The organism is Streptomyces sp. NPDC107538 (genome assembly GCF_055657445.1).
Genome location: NZ_JBVKAY010000001.1, coordinates 176,757 through 196,713, shown reverse-complemented (window position 1 = coordinate 196,713; position 19,957 = coordinate 176,757). Strand labels below are relative to the sequence as shown.

The following is a 19,957-nucleotide window of genomic DNA, read 5'->3' as shown; positions in this document are numbered from 1 at the left end:
GCGGGTTACCGCTTCCACGAGCTGAGTCACTGCTTCGCGAAAGCGGCCTGTGGCGAGCTTGGCCAGGCTTGGCGCACACCCGGTGCCGGCCGGTCAGGCGGTCGTGGGCACGAGCCGCCACTGCTGGCAGTTGTTGTTCAGCCACGACCACTGGCGTACGTCGACGCCGTTGCCGGTGCCGCAGTTGGCGACGTCGGCGACCTTGCCGGTGCTGACGTTGGTGATGCGGACGTAGCCGTCGCCGGTGTAGATCATGCGGAACTTCTGGCAATTGTTGGCCAGCCAGGACCACTGCCGGATGTCGGTGCCGTCGGCGGAGGAGCAGTTGGCGACGTCGGCAACCTTGCCGGTTGCGACGTTCACCAGGCGGCTGGCGTCGTCACCCCGGTCCTCGATACGCCACTTCTGGTTGGCGCCGCCGGTGCAGCTCCACTGCTGGATGTTGGCGCCGTCGGCGGTGCTGCTGTCGGTGACGTCGAGGCACTTGCCGCTGTGGCGGTTGACGATGGTGTACGCGGTCGGGGTGGTCGCGGTCTCACCGGACGGGCCGGCCAGAGAGGTGCCGAGGGCGACCGGGGTGCCGAAGTCCGGGGTGCCGTCAGCGTTCCAGGTGAACTTCTGCGCGCGGGTGGTGCGGCCGTTGCCGCAGCCGCCGTTGGCCGCGCTGTTGCCGTGGTAGACGATCCAGTTCTCGGTGCCGTCGGGGGAGGTGAAGAAGCCGTTGTGGCCGGGGCCGTAGACGCTCGCCGTGTCATTGCGCTGGAAGACCGGCGTCTGCTTCTTCGTCCAGGAGGCGGCATCCAGCGGGTCGCTGCCGGTGAGCTCCAGCTGGCCCAGCTTGTAGTCCGCGGTCCGGCAGTGGCTGGCAGAGAAGGTCACGAAGGTCCGGCCGCCATGGTAGAGCGGCTCGGGTCCCTCATTGACCGCGCCACCGGAGGTCTCCCAGCTGAGCGTGGGGCTGGAGATGATCGTGAAGGTGGAGCTGCTCAGCGTGTACGGGTTGCTCATCGGCGCGATGACGAGGCTCTGCTTGCTGCCGTTGATGAAGCCGCTGCCCATCAGGTAGAGCTTGTTGTCGTGCTTCAGCACGCTGGCATCGATGAGCCAGCCGCCGGGGCTGAGGTTGGAGCCGGTGAGCTGGTTCTTGTACGTGTACGTGCCCATCGGGTCGGTGCCGGAGCTCTCGAGCACGTGCGTGCGCTGAGTGTCGCAGCAGGCGGCGCCGGACTGCGCGGCCGAGTAGTACAGGTACCACTTGCCGTCGAGGAAGTGGATCTCCGGCGCCCAGATGTTGGCGTTGCGGCCCGCGGTGGTGTCCGACCAGATCTCCACGCTCGGGGCGGTGCTCAGCCCGGTGAGGGTGGGGGACTTCCGCATGAGCAGTTTGTTGGTGAACGTGGTCGTGACCAGATAGTAGTTGCCGTTGTAATACTCCAGCCAGGGGTCGGCACCCTTCTGGGACTTGACCGGGTTTGTGTATGGCTGGCCGTCGGCCGCGGCGGTGGGCTGCGTGACGACGACCAGCAGGGAGGCGATCAAAGAAAGCAGGGCTGCCCCGAGCATCGCCCAGCGACGACTCGATCGTTGACGGTTCATGGTGCGGATCACAGATGTCCTTCCAGCAGCGGCTCGGACTAGCGGCCCCCCGCCCGCGTGTTCGAAATAACGAACAATGTGCGTAACTTCGACCGAAAGGTAGAGGTGCGCCCGGAGTGCCGTCAATGGGTCGGGCAAGGCCGGTGTCGCGGACTCCATCGACCGCCCGAACGCTTTCTCGCCTTCGGAAGGTTCAGCTCGGACGGCGTGGACGGCCGGGCCCGGAAGCGAAGCGATCTGCCCCAGCAGAAATGCGAGCACCGCCGGCATCCTCTGATGCGGCCCGGCGGCGGCCCCGTCGAAGTCCCTCCGCGATGAGCGCCAGGATCTCCCCGCTCGGGCGGGACGGCCCGTTCCGCTCGAACCAGCCGCCTGCGCAACAGCTGCCGTACGACTTCGGGGTCGACTGTCGTCCCGGGAGACGGAGGGCCCGATCGAGGAGCGAGCCGTGAGCCGCTTCGCCTGTTACTCCATGGTGATCCTGACCTGCGGGCACGCCGCCGGCGCGGTACGCCGACCGCCCGAGGGGCTGGGGCGTGTCGCGACGGGGTTGCCGACGTATCTCGCTGAGGTCAGGCGCCCCCTGGCTCCTCAGTGCGCGCTTCTCCTAGCGGACACCGGCTTTCGGGCGCCGCCTCAAGGTCCCGGACGCCCGGACGGGCGTCCAGCTGCAGGTCTTCGACCGCGTCCATCCTGTGAGTCCGCAACGGGAATACCGCCTGGCAGTGGTCATTCCGGGTCGACGGCAGTATCGTCCCGCTCCAACGGACTCGTCCCGGACGAGGCCGACGTGGGTACGGCCCATCGGTTGAAGATCCAGCCATGGATGGGCCTCGACAACACCAATCAGACCTTGACCCCGCAGTTAGTTCCATTGCGGCGTTCGCCATGTCGAACATGGTTCGACATGACGAATACCGGGGCTTGGCCAGCAAGTTCCGATCCCAAAACACCCTGCGCAGAGACGAGAAACGCATGGCACCCGCACTCTCCAGACGAACACTCCTGCAGGCCACGCTGCTCGCCATGGCGGCGCCGGCGATGACGTACGCCGCCACCGGCAGGGCAGCCGCCGCCACGCTGCCGGCGCCGTCCTCCTGGACGCTCCGACCGTTCGAGCTCACGGATGTCAACCTGGGGCAGGGCATCTTCGCCACCAAGCGCCAGCTGATGCTTGACCACGGCCGCGGTTACGACGTGAACCGGCTGCTGCAGGTGTTCCGCGCCAACGCCGGGCTCTCCACGGGCGGGGCGGTCGCCCCCGGTGGCTGGGAGGGCCTGGACGGGGAGGCCAACGGCAATCTGCGCGGGCACTACACCGGGCACTTCCTGACGATGCTGGCGCAGGCGTACGCGAGCACCGGAGAGCAGGTCTACGCCGACAAGATCCGCACCATGGTCGGCGCGCTGACCGAGGCGCGCGCGGCCCTGCGCACCGACCCTCGCATGCTCACCGTCACCGGTAAGTGGGGCGGCGCGCACGAGAACGTCCGGGGCTCGTACCAGTACGTCGACCTGCCGGCCGCCGTGCTCGGCGGTGCCTCGGCGATCACCCTGTCGGTCTGGGTGAAGCCCACTCACAACGCCAACTGGCAGAGGATCTTCGACTTCGGCAACAACACGACCCGGTACATGTACCTGGCCTCCCGCAACGGCAGCGGGGTGCCGCGCTTCGCCATCACCACCAGCGGGCCGAACGGGGAGCAGGCCCTGAACGGCACCGCCGCCCTGCCGCTGAACCAGTGGAGCCACCTGGCCGTCACGATCAGCGGCACCACGGGCACCCTCTACGTCAACGGCACCGCCGTCGCCCAGAACACCTCGATGACCCTCAACCCGTCCGTCCTGGGCACCCTGACGAACAACTGGCTGGGCCGCTCGAACTACGCCGGCGACCCGGTGTTCGCGGGCGCCTTCGACGAGTTCAACGTCTACTCGCGAGCCCTGACCGCGGCCGAGATCACCTCTCTGCAGACCAACGAGGCCAAGAAATCCTCCGCGGCGCTCGGCAACCTCGCGTCGTACTACTTCGCCACCACCACCGGCGGCACCTGGGCCGACGCCTCCGGACGCGGCCTGACCGCGACGCTGCGCCGCACCTGGGGCGGACCGAGCCACCCCGGTTTCCTCGCCGCGTACCCGGAGACGCAGTTCATCGACCTGGAGACGCGGACCACCGCCGACTACACCAAGGTGTGGGCGCCCTACTACACCGCGCACAAGATCCTCAAAGGCCTGCTCGACGCCTACCTCGCCACGGACGACGCCCGCGCGCTCGACCTCGCCTCCGGGATGTGTGACTGGATGTACTCGCGGCTGTCGAAGTTGCCCGACGCCACGCTGCAGCGGATGTGGGGCATCTTCTCCAGTGGTGAGTTCGGCGGCATCGTCGAGACGATCGTCGACCTGCACTCGATCACCGGCAAGGCCGAACACCTCGCGCTCGCCAAGCTCTTCGACCTCGACAAGCTCATCGACGCGTGTGTCGCGAACACCGACATCCTGGATGGCCTGCATGCCAATCAGCACATCCCAATCTTCACCGGTTATGTCCGGCTGTACGACGCGACGGGTGAGACGCGCTATCTGACCGCCGCGAAGAACTTCTGGGGCATGGTGATCCCGCAGCGCATGTACGGGATCGGCGGCACCAGCACGGCCGAGTTCTGGAAGGCCCGCGGCGTGATCTCGGGCACCATCAGCGGCACCAACGCCGAGACGTGCTGCGCGTACAACCTGCTCAAGCTGAGCCGGATGCTGTTCTTCCACGAGCAGGATCCGAAGTACATGGACTACTACGAGCGAGCCCTGTACAACCAGGTCCTCGGCTCCAAGCAGGACAAGGCCGACGCCGAGAAGCCGCTCGTCACGTACTTCATCGGCCTCACGCCCGGGCACGTACGCGACTACACCCCCAAGCAGGGCACGACCTGCTGCGAGGGCACGGGCATGGAGAGCGCCACGAAGTACCAGGACTCGGTGTACTTCAGGAAGGCCGACAACAGCGCGTTGTACGTCAACCTCTACAGCCCGTCCTCGCTGACCTGGTCCCAGAAGGGCGTCACCGTCACCCAGACCACGGACTACCCGCGGGAGGAGGGCTCCACGATCACGATCAGCGGAGGCAGCGCGTCGTTCGAGCTGAAGCTGCGCGTGCCGTCCTGGGCGACCAGCGGCTTCAAAGTGACCGTCAACGGCAGCGCGGTCAGCGGCACTCCGGCTGCGGGCAACTATTTCACCGTGTCGCGGACCTGGAACAGCGGCGACACCGTGCGAGTCACCATCCCGTTCCGGCTGCGAGTGGAGAAGGCCCTCGACGACCCGTCGCTCCAGACCCTGTTCTACGGCCCGGTGAACCTGGTCGGCCGCAACTCAAGCACGAGCCACCTCCAGGTCGGCCTCTACAAAAACGCCGCCCTCTCCGGCGACCTGCTGCCCTCGCTTACGCCCCTGTCCGGCAAGCCGCTTCACTACACGCTGAATGGCACCGAGTTCGCCCCCTTCTACGAAGGCACCACGGCCCCGACGCACGCCTACGTCCGCCGCTCCGAGCCCAAGGTCGTCTTCGGAAACACCGACTCTGGTGTCACCAACCCGGCGAAGTCCAGCGGCACGACACTCCTGGACGACATCTGGGCCGAGGCGCCGTTCGCGGACAAGGGCGCGCTGGTGACGCAGGTGCAGGCGACGGTGAACTCCTGGGTGTCCGCGGGTCTGCTCACCCAGGCCGACGGACAGACCGTGGTCACCACGGCGCAGAACGCGACATACGTGGCCTGACGGCCGGCCGGGACCGCCTCGGGGGGCTGTTCGTGGCGTGCCTCGACGGGGGATGCCTGCACGGGCGGGGGCGGGACTAATCCCATACCGTTGACCGACGGTCGGGACATGCCATGCTATAGTCCGTTTATTGGTTGTTCTATCCATAACAACCAATAAACGGTGCTTCGTCCAGTGACACGCGACGAGTGCCACACCCTCGGACGATCATCGGCCCGCGCCGGAGCGAGGACTTCAATCGTGCTGCCAGTCGGGCGGGGGCAAGGAACGTGACTACTGTGGCTGGGTCGGTGGGGAATCTGCCTGCGCCGTTCACCACCTTCGTGGGCAGGCGGCGCGAGGTCTCCGAGATCCGCCGACTCCTTGGGACGGCACGACTGGTGACACTCACCGGGGCAGGCGGAATCGGCAAGACGCGGCTGGCGCTGGAGGCCGCCGCCGCATCGATGGAAGCCTTTCCCGACGGTGTCTGGCTGGTGGACCTGTCTCCTGTTCAGGAGGCGTCGGCGGTGGCCGGCGCGGCGGCCACCGCGCTCGGCGTGCCGGACCTTGGAGCCGGGCCCGCCCTTCGGCAGCTCGCGCTACGACTGGTCGGACGCCGGGCACTGATCGTGCTGGACAACTGCGAGCGATTCGTCGACGCCTGCGGCGAGCTGGCCGACGTCTTATTGTCGGGCGCCGCCGGGGTACGTGTCCTGACCACGAGCCAGCAGTCTCTGGGCATCGTCGGCGAGCACCTCTACACCGTGCCTCCTCTGGCGCCGGACGAGGCGGTCGAGTTGCTGCGTGACCGGACTGTCGCGGTTCGCCCGGAGTTCCGTGTCACCGACGCGACCCATGCCGCGGTGTCCCGGCTGTGTGCCGATCTGGATGGCATGCCGCTGGCGATCGAGTTGGCCGCTTCCAGGCTGCGTATTCTCACGATCGAGCAGATGCTGGACCGGCTGGAGGACCGCTTCGCGCTGCTCACCGGCGGCAGTCGGACCGCGTCCCCTCGCCAGCGCACCCTGCGCGCGACGATCGAATGGAGCTACGGTCTGTGCGCCCCGGCCGAGCAGCTGCTGTGGAACCGCCTTTCGGTCTTCGCCGGGAGTTTCGCCCTGGAGGCAGCCGAATACGTCTGCTTGGGCGAAGGCGTCGAGGCGCACCAGGTATCGGACCTCCTGGACCGGCTCATCGCCCAGTCGGTCGTGCTGATCACCGAAGCCGAGGGTCTGCCCCACTACCGTCTGCTGGAGACCATCCGCCAGTACGGCAAGGAGCGCCTCACCGAGTCCGGTGAGGCGGAACGACTACGGCTGCGACACCGCGACTTCCACCTCCGCCTCGCTGAACACATCGCCGATCACTGGTACGGCCCGGGCCAGGAACAGGCCCTGACCCGGCTTCGCGCTGGGCACGCCGACCTGCTCGCCGCATTGGACTGCCCCGGCGACCCACAGGTCACCCTCGCGCTGGCCGCCGCGCTGCGTTACCACTGGTGCATCGGCGGCTTCCTGGGCGAGGGACGCCAACGACTCGACCGGGCCCTCACCGCCGCGCCCGCGCCCACCCCGGCCCGCGCCCAGGCACTCATGACAGCCGCCTGGTTGACGCTGCTGCACGGCGACCACGCGTCGGCCGACCTGCTGCTGAACGAAGTCCACGAACTGAACGAACTCCTGGCTGACCCGTCAGTTCACGGGTCTGTCCAGCACCTGCGCGGCACGCTGGCGGCAATATTCCTGGAGCAGCGGCAGGAGGCGGTGTCACTGCTGGAGGGTGCGATGGACACCTACTTGGCGCTGGGCAGGGAGTCCGAGACCAACATGTTGCTCTCCCAGCTGGCCTTGCTGCACCTCGGCCTCGGCGACCCCCGCTCGACCGCGATCGGTGAAAGGGCACTCGCCCTGGCGGAGACCCATGGCGACCGGCGAGGCCGCGCACACGCGCTGCGGGCCCTAGGTCTCGATGCTTATGCGCGTGGAGAGCCGAAGGAGGCCAGGGAACTGATCCGTGCCGCGCTAGAGATCGAGCAGGGCTTCGCCGACTACTTGGGCGCCCAGATGATGCTGGAGGACCTGGCCTTGATGACCGCTTCCTGTGGTGACCACGAACGGGCGGCTCGGCAATTGGGGGCCGCGGCCGCTCTGTGGCGGAACATAGGCATTACCACGTCCGCCTTCCCGCAGCTGGCCGCGCGCCACGCACGGTGTGTGGAGCAGACGGTACGGGCATTGGGCCAGGCCGCGTACGAGAAGGCGTTCGCCGTCGGTAGCGCAGCCGACGGCCGCGCCCAGGCCATCGAGCTGGCCCTGGACACCACCCCTGAACCGGGGGCCGGGACGACCGCTCCGAACATGCTCACCCCCCGGGAACGCGAGATCGCCGGGATGGTGGCGCAGGGCCTTAGCAACAAGCAGATCGCGTTCAGGCTCGACCGGTCGCTACGGACGGTGGACCGTCACGTCGAGAACATTCGAGCCAAGCTAGGTGCCGGCCGCGCTCAGATCGCGGTCTGGTGGGTCATGCACTCGAACTGATGCCGCGACGGTCACAGTTTGCCGCTGGGGGAGTGCGTTCGGCGTGTGTCCTCGGTGTGCCGACCGGAAGTCCCGCACTGGGTGTACTTGGCCTTTCGGCCGGTGCGGTGGGTGGTGCACCTGCCGTGCCCCTTGCGGCAGTGGGGGAGCTTGCCGGGCGTCCTGACGGGGCGAACCTCGGCTGACCCGGCACTGGCGCCAGCGCCGGAAGTCGCTCCCATGCCATGGGTCAGAGGTTGTCGGTGTCCCAGATCGGACGCGCCGCGAGGACGGTTCCGCCCGCCTCGACGATCCTGTCGTTCGCCTCCGTCCGTGCGATCGTGACCCGCATGCCTTCTCCGGCGTACGGCCGGACGACCAGCCCGTGTGCCTCGAACTCGGCCGCGGAGGCCAGGGTGTCGGCGCCGAGTGGAAACCAGACGAAGTTGGCCTCGGCGTCGGGCAGTTGCCGCCTGCTGCTACCACCGGCCGTGCTCACTATCGCCAGGGAGCTGCATCAACTCGGTCTGGCAGGCACCCGGCTCGGCATGGTCGGGTATGTGTGACATACGTCTGTACATACCCGACCATGCCCGTGGGTGGAGGGCTCAGCACCAGTCGGTGTAAAGACCCCAGTGCGTGATCTTGTCGTTGTAATCGTCACCGACGTAGGTGAAGTGGTAGCCGGGGGGCAAGCAGCGGTGCTGGCCCGCGGCGTTCCATATGTGGCCGTAGTACGGCGTGAGAGTGATCGAGGTTCCCAAGACCGACGGCATCGCCTGCCGACGTGCCATCGACCGGACCGACAAGGTCGGCAACCCGCCCAGCGATCTCACCCGGCTCGGGGTCAAGTGGGGTGACCGGCAACAGCTGAACAGCGTGACCTGCGAGTGGTACTCCCAGGATCTGCTGAACGCCAACTACGGGGACGACGTCTGCCTGAAGATGCAGCGGGCGGACAACACCGTGCAGGTCACCGGCCGCACCATCAGCGAACTCTGGTACAAGTAGTACCGCCCGGTGGGGGTGCTCCTCGATAGCGAGCACCCCCATCTCGTCGCTCGCCTCGCGCCGCCATAAGCATGATCGTCCATACGCAGAATCGAGCGACCCGCCCCGCGAACAACGGGCCTCGCCATGAGCGGAGTCGACCGTGAGGCGGACGTCTTCGTCATCAAGCCCTCCGGGGTGCCGTATGGGAACCTCACCATCGACGACCTGGTGACGGTACGGCTGTCGGACGGCGAGGTCGTCGAAGGCGACCTGCGCCGTCGACCGACACCGAGACCCACCGCTGTCTGTATCTGGCGTTCCCGTCGATCGGTGGCGTGACCCACGCCCACTCCACCCGTGCGGTGGCCTTCGCCCAGGCCCGCCGCGACATCCCCGTGCTGGGCACCACGCACGCCGACACCTTCAACGGGCCCATTCCCAGTACCTCGGACCTGACCGCCGAACAGTGCGCGAAGAACTACGAGTACAACACCGGCCGCATGATCGTGGACCTGCTGAAGGACGACGACCGGAAGGCGGTCGAGTTCCCGGCCGCGCTCGTGGCGATCCACGGCCCCTTCACCCGGGGCGCCACCGCCCGCAAGTCCCTGGAACACTCGATCATCTGCGAGGCGGTCGCCGACATCGCCCTGCACACCCCCTCCCTGTCCCCGACCACGCCGCCCCCAGCCCACCTCCTCGCCCGCCACTACACCCGCAAACACGGCCCCGACGCCTACTAGGCAACCCGGGCCCAGCGGCAGCCTCCGGTTGAACCGGCCCTCCACGCAAGCGAATTCCGCCCGGACCCTGGGTGCCTGGCGGAATTCGCCGAGTCGGCCCGTCGTGTGTCCGGGGCTCAGTGGACAGACGCTCGCATTTCGGGCCCATCGCCTTCGCCGTCGGCAGCGAGTCGTCAGATCACGTCGAACCGGCACGCCATCCACTCACCATCCGCGGTCACCGTCGCGCAATCCCCGGCGGCCACGCGACGGTGCCCACGACCGCCTCACACCACGGGCGGAACACAAGGACCGTTCGCAAGCCGATCTGGGCGCCACTTCGTACGAGGTCTTCAGCTGGATTCGCGCACGACCAGGCGGCAGGCCACGGTGTGGACCCCCGGCGCCGGTTCGTCGTTGATGGCGTCCAGGAGTCGTAGCGCGGCGGTGCGGCCGATCTCGGCGAGATCCACGTCGATGGTGGTGAGCGGGGGACGGGAGGCCAGAGCCATGGTGTCCCAGTTGTCGTAGCCGACGATGGCTGTTCGGCCGGGCACATCGATGCCGTTCTCACGCAGGGTGTCGGCGACTCCTCGCGCGATCTGGTCGTTGCCGCAGAAGAACGCGTCGGTGTCCGGGGCGGTGCGCAGGACGGCCTCGGCGGCGCGACGTCCCCAGGCTTCGCTCCAGTCGCCGTGGTGGATCCGGTCGGTGGCGAGTCGCAGGTCGTTGTGTGCGAGCAGATCGACGGCGTGCTGGGCTCGGTCGCGGGCGGCAGCGTGGTGTGCGGGCCCGGTCACGTGTGCGATGCGACGGCGGCCGGTGTCGAGCAAGTGTTCCACGGCGAGGCGGACCCCGTCGCGGTCGTCGGAGACCACGGAGGTGTCGGCCGGGTCCGTGGAGGGCGAGAGTGCGTAGACGACCGGCACGTGGTCGATGCCTGTCAGCGGGGGACGCGGGTCGGTACGGCGACCGGTGACGATGATGCCGTCTACCCTGCGGTCCATCAGGTTGTGCAGGTGGTGCTGCTCACGGATGGTGTCACCGCGTGTGTCGCACAGGAGAACGGAGATCTTGCCAGCCCCGAGCGCGTCCTCGGCCCCCAGCAGGACCGGGGTGCTGAAGCGACCGATGCCATCGGTGGTCATCAGCCCGACCGTCCAGGTGCGGCCGGTGTGCAGGCTCTGGGCATGCTGGTTCGGGCGGAAGCCCAGTGTCTCCACGGCCGCCAGAACGCGCTGCCGGGTCTCGGGCCGCATCTTGCCACCGCCGCTCAGCGCCTTCGACGCCGTCCCCACGCTCACGCCGGCCAGTGCCGCGACATCGGCGAGCCTTGCGGGCCGAGCTGATCGAGAACGTGGGACCTCCGTCACGAGCAATCCTTTTCCTAGTCGAGGCAACCACGTACATCGTGCCAGCAACGGGCCCAGGACACTATGCCTCACCTGCGCAGAAAAAAACTGGGGCGTAACTATTGACCAGCAGCCGCGCACTACTTAGGTTCCCGGCAGAAAAACCTTTTCCCTTCTGTCGGCGCGGCGTTGCCCCGCCCTCTCCTGGGACGCGAGAGCGTGAGCGCCCGACAGCGTTCCCGTCGAAATCCTTCCCGTCGAACTCGCGGTCCGTGACCTGCCAACCCCCATCGGAGAACCATGCCCAGCCCACGTTCCGCCGTGCCCGCCACCGGCCCGATCCGCCTCGGTCCCCACGCCCGTGTCGCGCTGCGACCCGCCGTCGCCGAGGTGCGCGGGGGATTCTGGTCCGTCCGCCGTGAGGTCAATGCCCGCATTTCGACCCCTCAGGGGCCTGGGCTGCTCGAATCAGCGGGCAACCTGCACAACCTGCGGCTGGCGGCGGGCGCCGCGGACGGCGAGTTCCAGGGCGGGTACCCGTTCGTGGACACGGACGTCTACAAGTGGCTGGAAGCGGCCTCCTGGCAGGTCGCCCAGAGCCCCGAGGGGGACCTCGCGGCCCACGTGGACCGGATCATCGCCCTGGTGGCGGGCGCCCAGCAGCCCGACGGATATCTGAACACCTGGTTCCAACTGGTCAAGGACGGCGAGCGCTACAAGGACCTGCGCTGGGGCCACGAGCTGTACTGCGCGGGACATCTGATCCAGGCGGCCGTCGCCCACCACCGGGCTACCGGCCGCGCCGAGCTGCTTGACGTGGCCGTGAAGTTCGCCGATCACATCGACTCGGTGTTCGGCCCGCCAGGCAGCGGCAAGCCGATCGACGGCATCGACGCCCACCCGGAGGTGGAGACCGCCCTGGTCGAGCTGTACCGCGAGACCGGCGAACACCGCTACCTGGAACTCGCCGGCTACTTCGTCGACCGCTTCGGTCACGGCCTGCAGGGCGGCGAGGCGTACTGCCAGGACCGCGTCCCTCTGCGCGAGGCGGACAACGTCGAAGGCCACGCCGTCCGCCAGCTGTACCTGCTGGCCGCCGCCACCGACCTGGCCACTGAGACGGGGGACGCCGAACTGCGTGCCGCCGCGGAACGGCTCTGGTCGGCGATGACCGCCACCAAGACCCACATCACCGGCGGACTGGGCGCCCACCACGACGAGGAGGACTTCGGCGACCCGTACGAGCTGCCCAACGAGCGCGCCTACTGCGAGACGTGCGCGGCCATCGCGTCCGTCCAGTGGAGCTGGCGGATGGCCCTGCTGACCGGCGAGGCCCGCTACTCCGACCTGATCGAGCGCACCCTGTACAACGGGTTCCTCGCCGGGGTGTCGCTGGACGGCGAGCGCTGGCTGTACGTCAACCCGCTCCAGGTGCGCGACGGCCACACCGACCCCGGCGGCGACCAGTCGGCCCGCCGCACCCGCTGGTTCAAGTGCGCGTGCTGCCCACCGAACGTGATGCGGCTGCTGGCCTCGCTGGAGCACTACCTCGCCTCCGCCGACGCCGACGGTCTGCAGATCCACCAGTACGCCACCGGGCAGTACGCCGGCGACCTCGACGGGGCCATGGTCCGGGTGAGCGCCGAGACCGACTACCCCTGGCAGGGCAGCATCGGCTTGACCGTCGACGAGACCCCGGAAGACCGGCCCTGGACCCTTTCTCTGCGCATTCCGCAGTGGTGCCGCGAGTACCGGGTCCGGTACGGGGACAAGACCTACGACCAGACCGATGCCCCCGCCACCGACGGCTGGCTCCGCCTGGAACGCGTCTGGGTACCCGGTGACCGGGTCGTCCTCGAACTCGCCATGGCCCCCCGCCTGACGGCCGCGGACCCGCGCGTGGACGCCGTACGCGGTTGCGTGGCCATCGAGCGAGGACCGCTCGTGTACTGCCTTGAAGGGGTCGATCACCCCGGCGGCGGCCTGGACGACATCGTCCTCGACACCACCCGTCCGCTCGCCGAGAAGCACCGGCCCGACCTGCTCGGCGGCGTCGCCACCGTCCTGGCCACCGGGCGCCGACGGAAGATCCCCGATGCGGGCTGGTGGCCCTACACCCGCGCCTCCGCCGACGAGCGGGCCCCGGAGACGGACGGCGATCCCGTCGCACTCACGGCCGTCCCCTACTACGCCTGGGCCAACCGCCAGGACGGCAGCATGCGCGTCTGGCTGCCCACCACCTGAATCCCTCCGCATCCCCGCCGTTCCCTCGCCCGCCTCATCTCCCCTACCACTCACTCCCTGCGAACCGCCCCAAGACAACGAGGTCTCACCGTGAGAAACTCCCGCCGTACCCTGATCGCCGCCATCGCCGCCGTCGGCGCGCTCACCTCCGTCGCGGCCTGCGGCGGCGGGTCGGACTCCTCTGCCTCCGGATCGGGCAGCACCGGCGGGACGTACACCTTCTGGGACCCCTACCCGCAGTTCGACGCCTCCTCGGAGTGGGGCAAGGCAGTCGCCAAGTGCGGCTCCGCCGCGGGGGTCACGGTCAAGCGCACGGGCATGGACACCTCGGACCTCGGCAACAAGGCGCTGCTGGCCGCGCAGCAGGGCAACGCCCCCGACGTGATGCTCGTGGACAACCCGGTGGTCTCCACGATGGTGGAGGCGGGCATCCTCAACAAGACAAGCGACCTCGGGCTGGACACTGCGTCGATCCAGAAGAACATCATCGGCGCGGGCACCCTAGACGGTGCCTCGTACGGTGTCCCGATCGGCGCGAACACGCTCGCCCTCTACTACAACAAGAGCGTGCTGTCCGCCGCGAAGGTCAACCCGGCCTCCATCAAGGACTGGGCCTCGCTGACGGCGGCCCTGGAAAAGGTCAAGGCGGCCGGGAAGAAGGGCATCACCTTCTCCGCGATCAACACGGAGGAGGGCAGCTTCCAGTTCCTGCCGTGGTTCTGGGGCGCGGGCGGTGACCTCTCCAAGCTGGACTCGGCGAAGGGCGTCGCCGCGCTGACCCTGTGGAAGGACTGGGTCGACGAGGGATACGCGCCCAAGGACGTTCTCCAGAACACCCAGACCACCAGCTGGCAGGAGTTCGCAACCGGCGACTACGCGTTCAGCGAGAACGGCACCTGGCAGCTCGGCAACGCCGAGAAGGCCGGCTTCGGCTACGGCGTGATCAGCATCCCGGCGCAGAACGGCGGCGCGGCGCCGGTGCCGACGGGTGGCGAGTTCGTCACGGTACCGGTGCAGAAGGACACCGCGCGTTACGACGTCAGCAAGAAGATCGTGACCTGCCTGACCAGCTCCGCGAACCTGCTGGCCACGGACACCACGCTGGCGTACGTCGCGCCCACCGCGGCCGTGCAGTCCGAGCAGGTCAAGGCGAACCCCAAGCTCAAGCCGTGGGTCGACGCGGTCGCCGCGGCACGCGGCCGCACCAGCGGCGGACTGGGCACCAAGTACCCCACCATCTCCCAGCCGATGTGGACCGCCGTCCAGGCCGCTCTGTCCGGAAGCGCGAGCCCCAAGGACGCTCTCAGCACCGCGCAGACCGCCGCCGACAAGGGCAGCAACTGACACTCGCCGCCCTCGTGACACGCCCCGGGGCCCTTGCTTCGACAGCCGCACGGCACCCGCAAACGCGGGGACACCACCGCGCCCCGGGGCGGCCACCTTCATCCAGGAGTACGCATGACCATCGCCCGCGTCGACCGCCGCGCACAACGGTCCCCGGCCAGGCCCGAGGTGGCCGTGGCCAGACAGCGGACGAACGCCTCGGCACTGCGGCGCCGACAGCGGCGCAGGAGCCGGCTGACCGCGCTGGCGTTCCTCGCCCCGCTGGTCGTCTACCTCGCCGCGTTCTACGTCTATCCGCTCTACCGCAACCTCGACCTGAGCCTGCGCGACTACACCGTCCGCTCGTTCGTCGCCGGCGATGCGCCCTTCACCGGACTGGACAACTTCAGGACCGTCCTCGACGATCCCACCTTCGGCCCGGCGATGCGTCACACGATGCTTTTCACCTTCGTGTCGATCGCCTTCCAGTACGTGGCCGGGCTCGCCCTCGCGGTCTTCTTCAACCGGCACTTCCGGCTGGCCGGCACCCTCAGGGCGCTGTTCCTGATCCCGTGGCTGCTCCCACTGATCGTGTCCGCGTCCACCTGGTCGTGGATGTTCAACAGCGAGTCCGGTGTCATCAACTACGCCCTCGGCCTGGCCGGCGTCTCCCCGGTCGACTGGCTCACCTCACCGGACTGGGCGCTGGCCTCGGTCGTGATCGCCAACATCTGGATCGGCATCCCGTTCAACCTGGTCATCCTCTACAGCGGCCTGCAGAACATCCCCGCGGAGTTGTACGAGGCGGCCTCCCTGGACGGGGCGAGCGCCTGGCAGCAGTTCCGCCGCATCACCTTCCCGCTGCTGCGCCCGGTCTCGGCGATCACCCTGCTGCTCGGACTCGTTTACACCCTCAAGGTGTTCGACCTGATCTGGATCATGACCAAGGGCGGGCCCGGCGACTCCTCGTCCACCCTGGCTACCTGGTCCTACCAGCTCGGCTTCGGCACCCTGCTGCCGAAGTTCGGCCCGGGAGCCGCGGTCGGCAACATCCTCATCCTCATCGCGCTCGTCTTCGGGCTGCTGTACATCCGCGTCCAGAGGAGGCAGGAAGCGTGAACTCCCCTACCGGAAAACGACGTTACACCGCCATCGGGCTCCTGCTCACCGCCGTGATGCTGTTCCCGGTGTACTGGATGATCAACGTGTCCCTCACCCCGCAGCAGGACATGCGCAAGAGCCCGCCCGACCTGCTGCCACTGCACCCCACCTTCGAGGGCTACCGAGCCGTCCTCGACGACCAGATGCCGTACCTCGGCACCAGCCTGCTCATCGGCCTGGGCACAGTGGTCCTCACCCTGCTGCTCGCCGCTCCGGCCGGATACGCGCTGGCCAAGCTCCGCCCGCTCGGCGGCGGCGCGCTCGGCCTGTTCCTGCTGATCGCCCAGATGATCCCCGGCATCGTCATGGCGATGGGCTTCTACGGCATCTTCCTCGACCTCGGTCTGCTCAACTCCTGGTGGGGCCTGATCATCGCGGACTCCACCATCGCCGTGCCGTTCGGCGTCATGATCTTCACGGCGTTCATGTCCGGCATCCCCGGCGAACTGATCGCCGCCTCCCGGATCGACGGTGCGGGCACCTTTCGCACGTTCTGGTCGATCGTGCTGCCGGTGAGCCGCAACGCCCTGGTCACCGTCTCCCTCTTCAGCTTCCTGTGGGCCTGGTCCGACTTCGTCTTCGCCAACACCCTCGACAGCGGCGGCGACTGGCGGCCGATCACCCTCGGCATCTACCACTACATCGGCAACAACAACCAGGAATGGAACGCGATCATGGCCACCGCCGTCATCGCGTCCCTGCCGGCCGCGGTGCTGCTGGTCCTCGCCCAACGCTATGTGGCCGCGGGCGTGACCGCGGGAGCGGTCAAGGACTGACCCCTGATGACCGTCGCTCCCGGCCCACCCGTCGGTCGGGGCCGTGCTCCGCCCGCGCGTCGGCCGCACCCCACGCAGGCTGTCGCCCCTCTTGAGGGCCGAAGTCCCCATGCAGCCGGTTGGCTGCCTCCCCAAGCCGCCCCCCTCCTCCTCCCCCCTCCCCCCGCATTCGACAAGCCACCACCCCTCCCTCAGGAGAGCCGCTGATGTCATACCTGAGCTCCCGTCACCGCCACAGAACATCCCTCGGTCGGGCCGGCGCCGCCGCCCTCGCCACCGCCCTGGCCGCCGGCGCCGTGGCCCTGTCGGGCCCCTCTGCCCAGGCCACCCCCGGCTCGTCCACCACCCTCGTCGTCAACGCTGCGCAGACCCTGCGGCCCGTCACCCACGTGGGCACCGGCAGCCTCTACGGTCTCGCCGACGACACCACCCCGTCCGACAGCCTTGTCAACGCGCTGAAGCCGAACACCTTCGTGCAGATGGCCCCGGGCGGCTCCCAACTGCCCAACGGCGAACCCAAGCCGGCCGGCGACACCCTGGTCGTGGCCCCCAAGGCGGCACGCGCCGGCGCCAAGGTCGTCGCCCGCATGCCCGACTGGTACCCGAACTTCCCCTACAAGTGGGTCAGCATGAGCGACTGGCTGTCCGCCGTGGACAAGCAGATCGCCGCCGTGAAGTCCTCCAGCGCCACCAACATCTCGGCCTGGGCCATCTGGAACGAGCCCGACGGCAACTGGGACACCGCCAAGGCCGGTCCCTTCGACGACGCCTGGAACCTGACGTACAAGAGGATCCGCTCCCAGGACACCACCACCCCGATCCAGGGGCCGAGCCTCGCCTCGTACACCCGCGCCAAGATGCAGACGTTCCTCCAGGACGCCATCGCCAACAACGCCGTCCCCGACGTCATCGCCTGGCACGAGCTGCAGACCAGCTCGACCATCGCCGCCCACATCGCTGACTACCGCGCCCTGGAGTCCAGCCTCGGACTGAGCCCCCGCCCGATCGACATCGAGGAGTACGGCACCCCCGCCCAGATGGGCAACTCCGGCGCCCTCATCAGCTACGCCGCCAAGTTCGAGCGCGGCGGCGTCCGCAACGCCGAACTCGCCTTCTGGAACCACTACGGCACCCTCGGCGACACCCTCACCGACACTGGCGGCTCGCCCAACGGCTCGTACTGGACGTACAAGTGGTACGGCGACATGTCCGGGAGCATGCTCACCACCACGCCGCCCGCCCAGACCGGCATCGACGGCATAGCCTCCCGCAACAGCACGGGCAACCAGATCAGCGTCATCACGGGCGGCTGCACCGGCTCCTGCGCGGTCACCGTGAACGGCCTGTCGTCCCTGTCCGCCTTCGGCAGCACGGTCCACGTGAAGCTGGAGTACAGCCCCCACACCGGCCGTACGACCGCCTCCCCCGGCCCGATCACCATCTCCGACGCCGACTACACCGTCTCGGGCGGCTCGATCACGGTCCCGGTGACGATGAACGCCGCCGACGGCTACCACCTGGTCATCACCCCCAGCGGCACCAACACCTCGCTGGCCGGCCGCTACCAGATCACCAACAAGAACAGCGGCCTCGCCCTCGACACCAGCGGCGCGGGCACCGCCCAGGGCACCTCAGTCGTCCAGGCCACGTCCACCACCGGCACCGACCAGAACTGGACCCTGGTCTCCGCCGGGAACGGCCTGTACAAGATCAAGCAGCAGTCCAGCGGCCTGCTCCTGGGCATCACCAACGCGGGCACCGCCGACGGCGGCACGGCCCTGATCTGGGGTGACAACGGCACCGCCGACCACCTCTGGCAGGTCATACCCGCCCGCGACGGCTACTACAAGATCGCCAACTACAACAGCGGCCGCCTCCTCGGAGTCGACCAGATGAGCACCACCTCCGGCGCCCAGGTCCTCCAGTGGAACGACAACGGCACCGCCGACCATCTGTGGGCTCTCACCGCGCGGTAACACCCTCGCGGCCCACACCCCGAGAAGCGCAAGGGCCCGTCCGCTCGAATCGTCGAGCGGACGGGCCTCGCCGCCGTGCGGCCAAGCCCTTGAGGAGAATACTTAGCGCGTGGTCGCCATTGAGAAGTGACGCCCGGCCAGGTAGGCGGCCATCATGGCAGCTCCTACGCGGCGAGGTCGTCGGTGGACGGCTTCCGGTGCACGGTCGTCACGGAGAGCTTGTCGGGTGGTAGTAGGACCGTGGTCGGGCACGCAGTGCGGGCGTCGGGGCTGAGAAGCAGATCGCAGGCGGTATGTCAGCAGGCGAAACCGGTGTCGCCGGTGTAGGCCGGTTCGGGCCTGCGGCACGCGACGGTCCAGGACGCCGCCCTGTATGTGGGCCTACGTCGAGGCAGCGGATTCAGCGCAGACAACGTCCGTACCGAAGCGCAAGGTCCGTGCCGCGAAGCGTCCGGCGGGACCACCAATGGCGGCGCACGTGTCGGCTGGCACACCCGCCGTTTGTCTGCCGCCGCCTCTCGTACCGCGATGATCCCGGTCTGACCACGAACCGGCGGCCGAACCAGGGGTGGCCGTAGCCGTGGTGTTGATGGCTGCCTCTACCGGCTCGGTGGTGGCCGGCGCGTCGGGCGTAGTCTGGGTCTGCCGGAGGCCGCGGGGGTGTGGAGGCGTAGTGATTCGCCGCCGCTGCCTGGCGGATGCGCGCCGTACGCGCACCACCGATGCGTTGGCACACCATCCTCGGGCCCCCCAGGGCACGCGCCACTATCGCCATGCGAACGGCATCGTACCTGTCCGCCAGCAACAACCGCATCGCGGCTGCGGTCCCGGGCAAGGGCAGCCTCACCCTGCGTGACCTGCGCGTGGCAGGGCCGACGAGCACCTCCGGCGTCACCTCCTACGAGGCTGAGAGCGCCACCCGCGCCGGGACCGCCGACATCGGGAGCAACTCCTGGGCCTCCGAGGGCAGTTACGTCGGCCACATCGGCCTCGGCTCCGCCAACACCCTCACTTTCAAGGTGACCGCGCCGAAGACCGGGCGCTACGTGATGAACGTGCGCTACGCCGACAACGAGACCGCCGGCTCCGGCAACTACAACACCAACGTCGTCTCCAGGGCGGCGAGCGTCACCGTCAACGGCACCGCGACGACGGTCATGTTCCGCAACAGCTACAGCTGGTCGAACTGGTGGGAGCTCCCCGTCCCCGTCGCACCACCGCGGGCACCAACACCATCTCCTTCGGCAACTCCTCCGCCTATGCCCCCGACATCGACCGCATCACGGTCGCGTCACTGAACAACTGACACCACGGCCGTCCGGAGCCCATGGGCCCCGGACGGAGTAACCCCATCACACCCTCCAGGAGGAGCCCCGTGCCATCGGGGAGACTTCGGAACTCGCCACGACGGCCCACCCGTACGGACGTACGCCCCGAACCCCCCGACAGCACCTCGTTGTGCGAACTCCCCGGGACCGAAGCCGTCCGCACGTATACACCGAGCCGTGGCGGCATCACGTTCACCGGAGTGCG

At 68.5% G+C, this 19,957-nt stretch carries 12 protein-coding genes and 1 pseudogene; 10 read left to right on the top strand and 3 right to left on the bottom strand.

Going from position 1 to position 19,957, the window contains the following annotated elements; all coding sequences use genetic code 11:
- Positions 1–93: 93 nt before the first annotated feature.
- Entirely contained in the window at positions 94–1,596 is a 1,503-nt protein-coding gene (locus tag ACZ7MG_RS00760) for a family 43 glycosylhydrolase (RefSeq protein ID WP_471386363.1), read from the bottom strand.
- Positions 1,597–2,571: 975 nt separating this feature from the next.
- On the opposite strand from ACZ7MG_RS00760, the gene ACZ7MG_RS00755 reads away from it, so the two are divergent.
- Positions 2,572–5,376 (top strand): beta-L-arabinofuranosidase domain-containing protein, encoded by a 2,805-nt coding sequence (locus ACZ7MG_RS00755; protein ID WP_471386365.1) that lies wholly within the window; start codon positions 2,572–2,574, stop codon positions 5,374–5,376.
- Between the two features lie 290 nt (positions 5,377–5,666).
- The gene (locus tag ACZ7MG_RS00750; protein ID WP_471386368.1) at positions 5,667–7,898 is read left to right on the top strand and encodes an ATP-binding protein; all 2,232 of its coding nucleotides are present in this window, start codon (positions 5,667–5,669) and stop codon (positions 7,896–7,898) included.
- Between the two features lie 229 nt (positions 7,899–8,127).
- On the opposite strand, the gene ACZ7MG_RS00745 is transcribed toward ACZ7MG_RS00750, so the two are convergent.
- Positions 8,128–8,376 carry a hypothetical protein gene (locus tag ACZ7MG_RS00745; protein ID WP_471386371.1) on the bottom strand — a complete coding sequence of 83 codons (249 nt, stop codon included), beginning with the start codon at positions 8,374–8,376 and terminating at the stop codon, positions 8,128–8,130.
- Positions 8,377–8,624: 248 nt separating this feature from the next.
- Between ACZ7MG_RS00745 and ACZ7MG_RS00740 the strand changes: the two genes are divergently transcribed.
- Together ACZ7MG_RS00740 and ACZ7MG_RS00735 are read left to right on the top strand one after the other, a co-directional pair.
- A complete protein-coding gene (locus tag ACZ7MG_RS00740; RefSeq protein WP_471386374.1) occupies positions 8,625–8,888 on the top strand; it encodes a hypothetical protein in 264 nt (87 codons plus the stop codon).
- Positions 8,889–9,014: 126 nt separating this feature from the next.
- Positions 9,015–9,645: pseudogene (locus tag ACZ7MG_RS00735) on the top strand (class II aldolase/adducin family protein); the annotation flags it as partial.
- A gap of 300 nt (positions 9,646–9,945) precedes the next feature.
- Here the strand turns inward: ACZ7MG_RS00735 and ACZ7MG_RS00730 are convergent.
- On the bottom strand, positions 9,946–10,965 hold the full coding sequence (locus tag ACZ7MG_RS00730) for a LacI family DNA-binding transcriptional regulator (protein ID WP_471386377.1): 1,020 nt from the start codon (positions 10,963–10,965) through the stop codon (positions 9,946–9,948).
- A 279-nt stretch (positions 10,966–11,244) separates the two neighbouring features.
- Here ACZ7MG_RS00730 and ACZ7MG_RS00725 point away from each other — a divergent pair, with 279 nt between their 5' ends.
- From ACZ7MG_RS00725 to ACZ7MG_RS00700, 6 genes are all read left to right on the top strand, one after another.
- Complete coding sequence (locus ACZ7MG_RS00725; protein WP_471386381.1) at positions 11,245–13,188, top strand: glycoside hydrolase family 127 protein; 1,944 nt, start codon at positions 11,245–11,247, stop codon at positions 13,186–13,188.
- Between the two features lie 90 nt (positions 13,189–13,278).
- Positions 13,279–14,532, top strand: a complete 1,254-nt coding sequence (locus ACZ7MG_RS00720; RefSeq protein WP_471386384.1) for a sugar ABC transporter substrate-binding protein — start codon at positions 13,279–13,281, stop codon at positions 14,530–14,532.
- 114 nt (positions 14,533–14,646) lie between these two features.
- Positions 14,647–15,630, top strand: a complete 984-nt coding sequence (locus ACZ7MG_RS00715) for a carbohydrate ABC transporter permease (RefSeq protein ID WP_471386387.1) — start codon at positions 14,647–14,649, stop codon at positions 15,628–15,630.
- Positions 15,627–16,448 carry a carbohydrate ABC transporter permease gene (locus ACZ7MG_RS00710; RefSeq protein ID WP_471386390.1) on the top strand — a complete coding sequence of 274 codons (822 nt, stop codon included), beginning with the start codon at positions 15,627–15,629 and terminating at the stop codon, positions 16,446–16,448. Before ACZ7MG_RS00715 ends, ACZ7MG_RS00710 begins: the two co-directional genes overlap by 4 nt.
- Before the next feature lie 206 nt (positions 16,449–16,654).
- Positions 16,655–18,424, top strand: coding sequence for an RICIN domain-containing protein (locus tag ACZ7MG_RS00705; RefSeq protein ID WP_471386393.1), 1,770 nt, complete (start codon positions 16,655–16,657; stop codon positions 18,422–18,424).
- A gap of 773 nt (positions 18,425–19,197) precedes the next feature.
- Positions 19,198–19,722 (top strand): carbohydrate-binding protein, encoded by a 525-nt coding sequence (locus ACZ7MG_RS00700; RefSeq protein ID WP_471386395.1) that lies wholly within the window; start codon positions 19,198–19,200, stop codon positions 19,720–19,722.
- The last annotated feature ends 235 nt before the right edge of the window (positions 19,723–19,957 follow it).

Coding starts and splice junctions, on each gene's coding strand:
- ACZ7MG_RS00760 (WP_471386363.1), bottom strand. CDS start 1,596: ATGAACCGTCAACGATCGAGTCGTCGCTGGGCGATGCTCGGGGCAGCC.
- ACZ7MG_RS00755 (WP_471386365.1), top strand. CDS start 2,572: ATGGCACCCGCACTCTCCAGACGAACACTCCTGCAGGCCACGCTGCTC.
- ACZ7MG_RS00725 (WP_471386381.1), top strand. CDS start 11,245: ATGCCCAGCCCACGTTCCGCCGTGCCCGCCACCGGCCCGATCCGCCTC.
- ACZ7MG_RS00715 (WP_471386387.1), top strand. CDS start 14,647: ATGACCATCGCCCGCGTCGACCGCCGCGCACAACGGTCCCCGGCCAGG.
- ACZ7MG_RS00705 (WP_471386393.1), top strand. CDS start 16,655: ATGTCATACCTGAGCTCCCGTCACCGCCACAGAACATCCCTCGGTCGG.
- ACZ7MG_RS00700 (WP_471386395.1), top strand. CDS start 19,198: ATGCGAACGGCATCGTACCTGTCCGCCAGCAACAACCGCATCGCGGCT.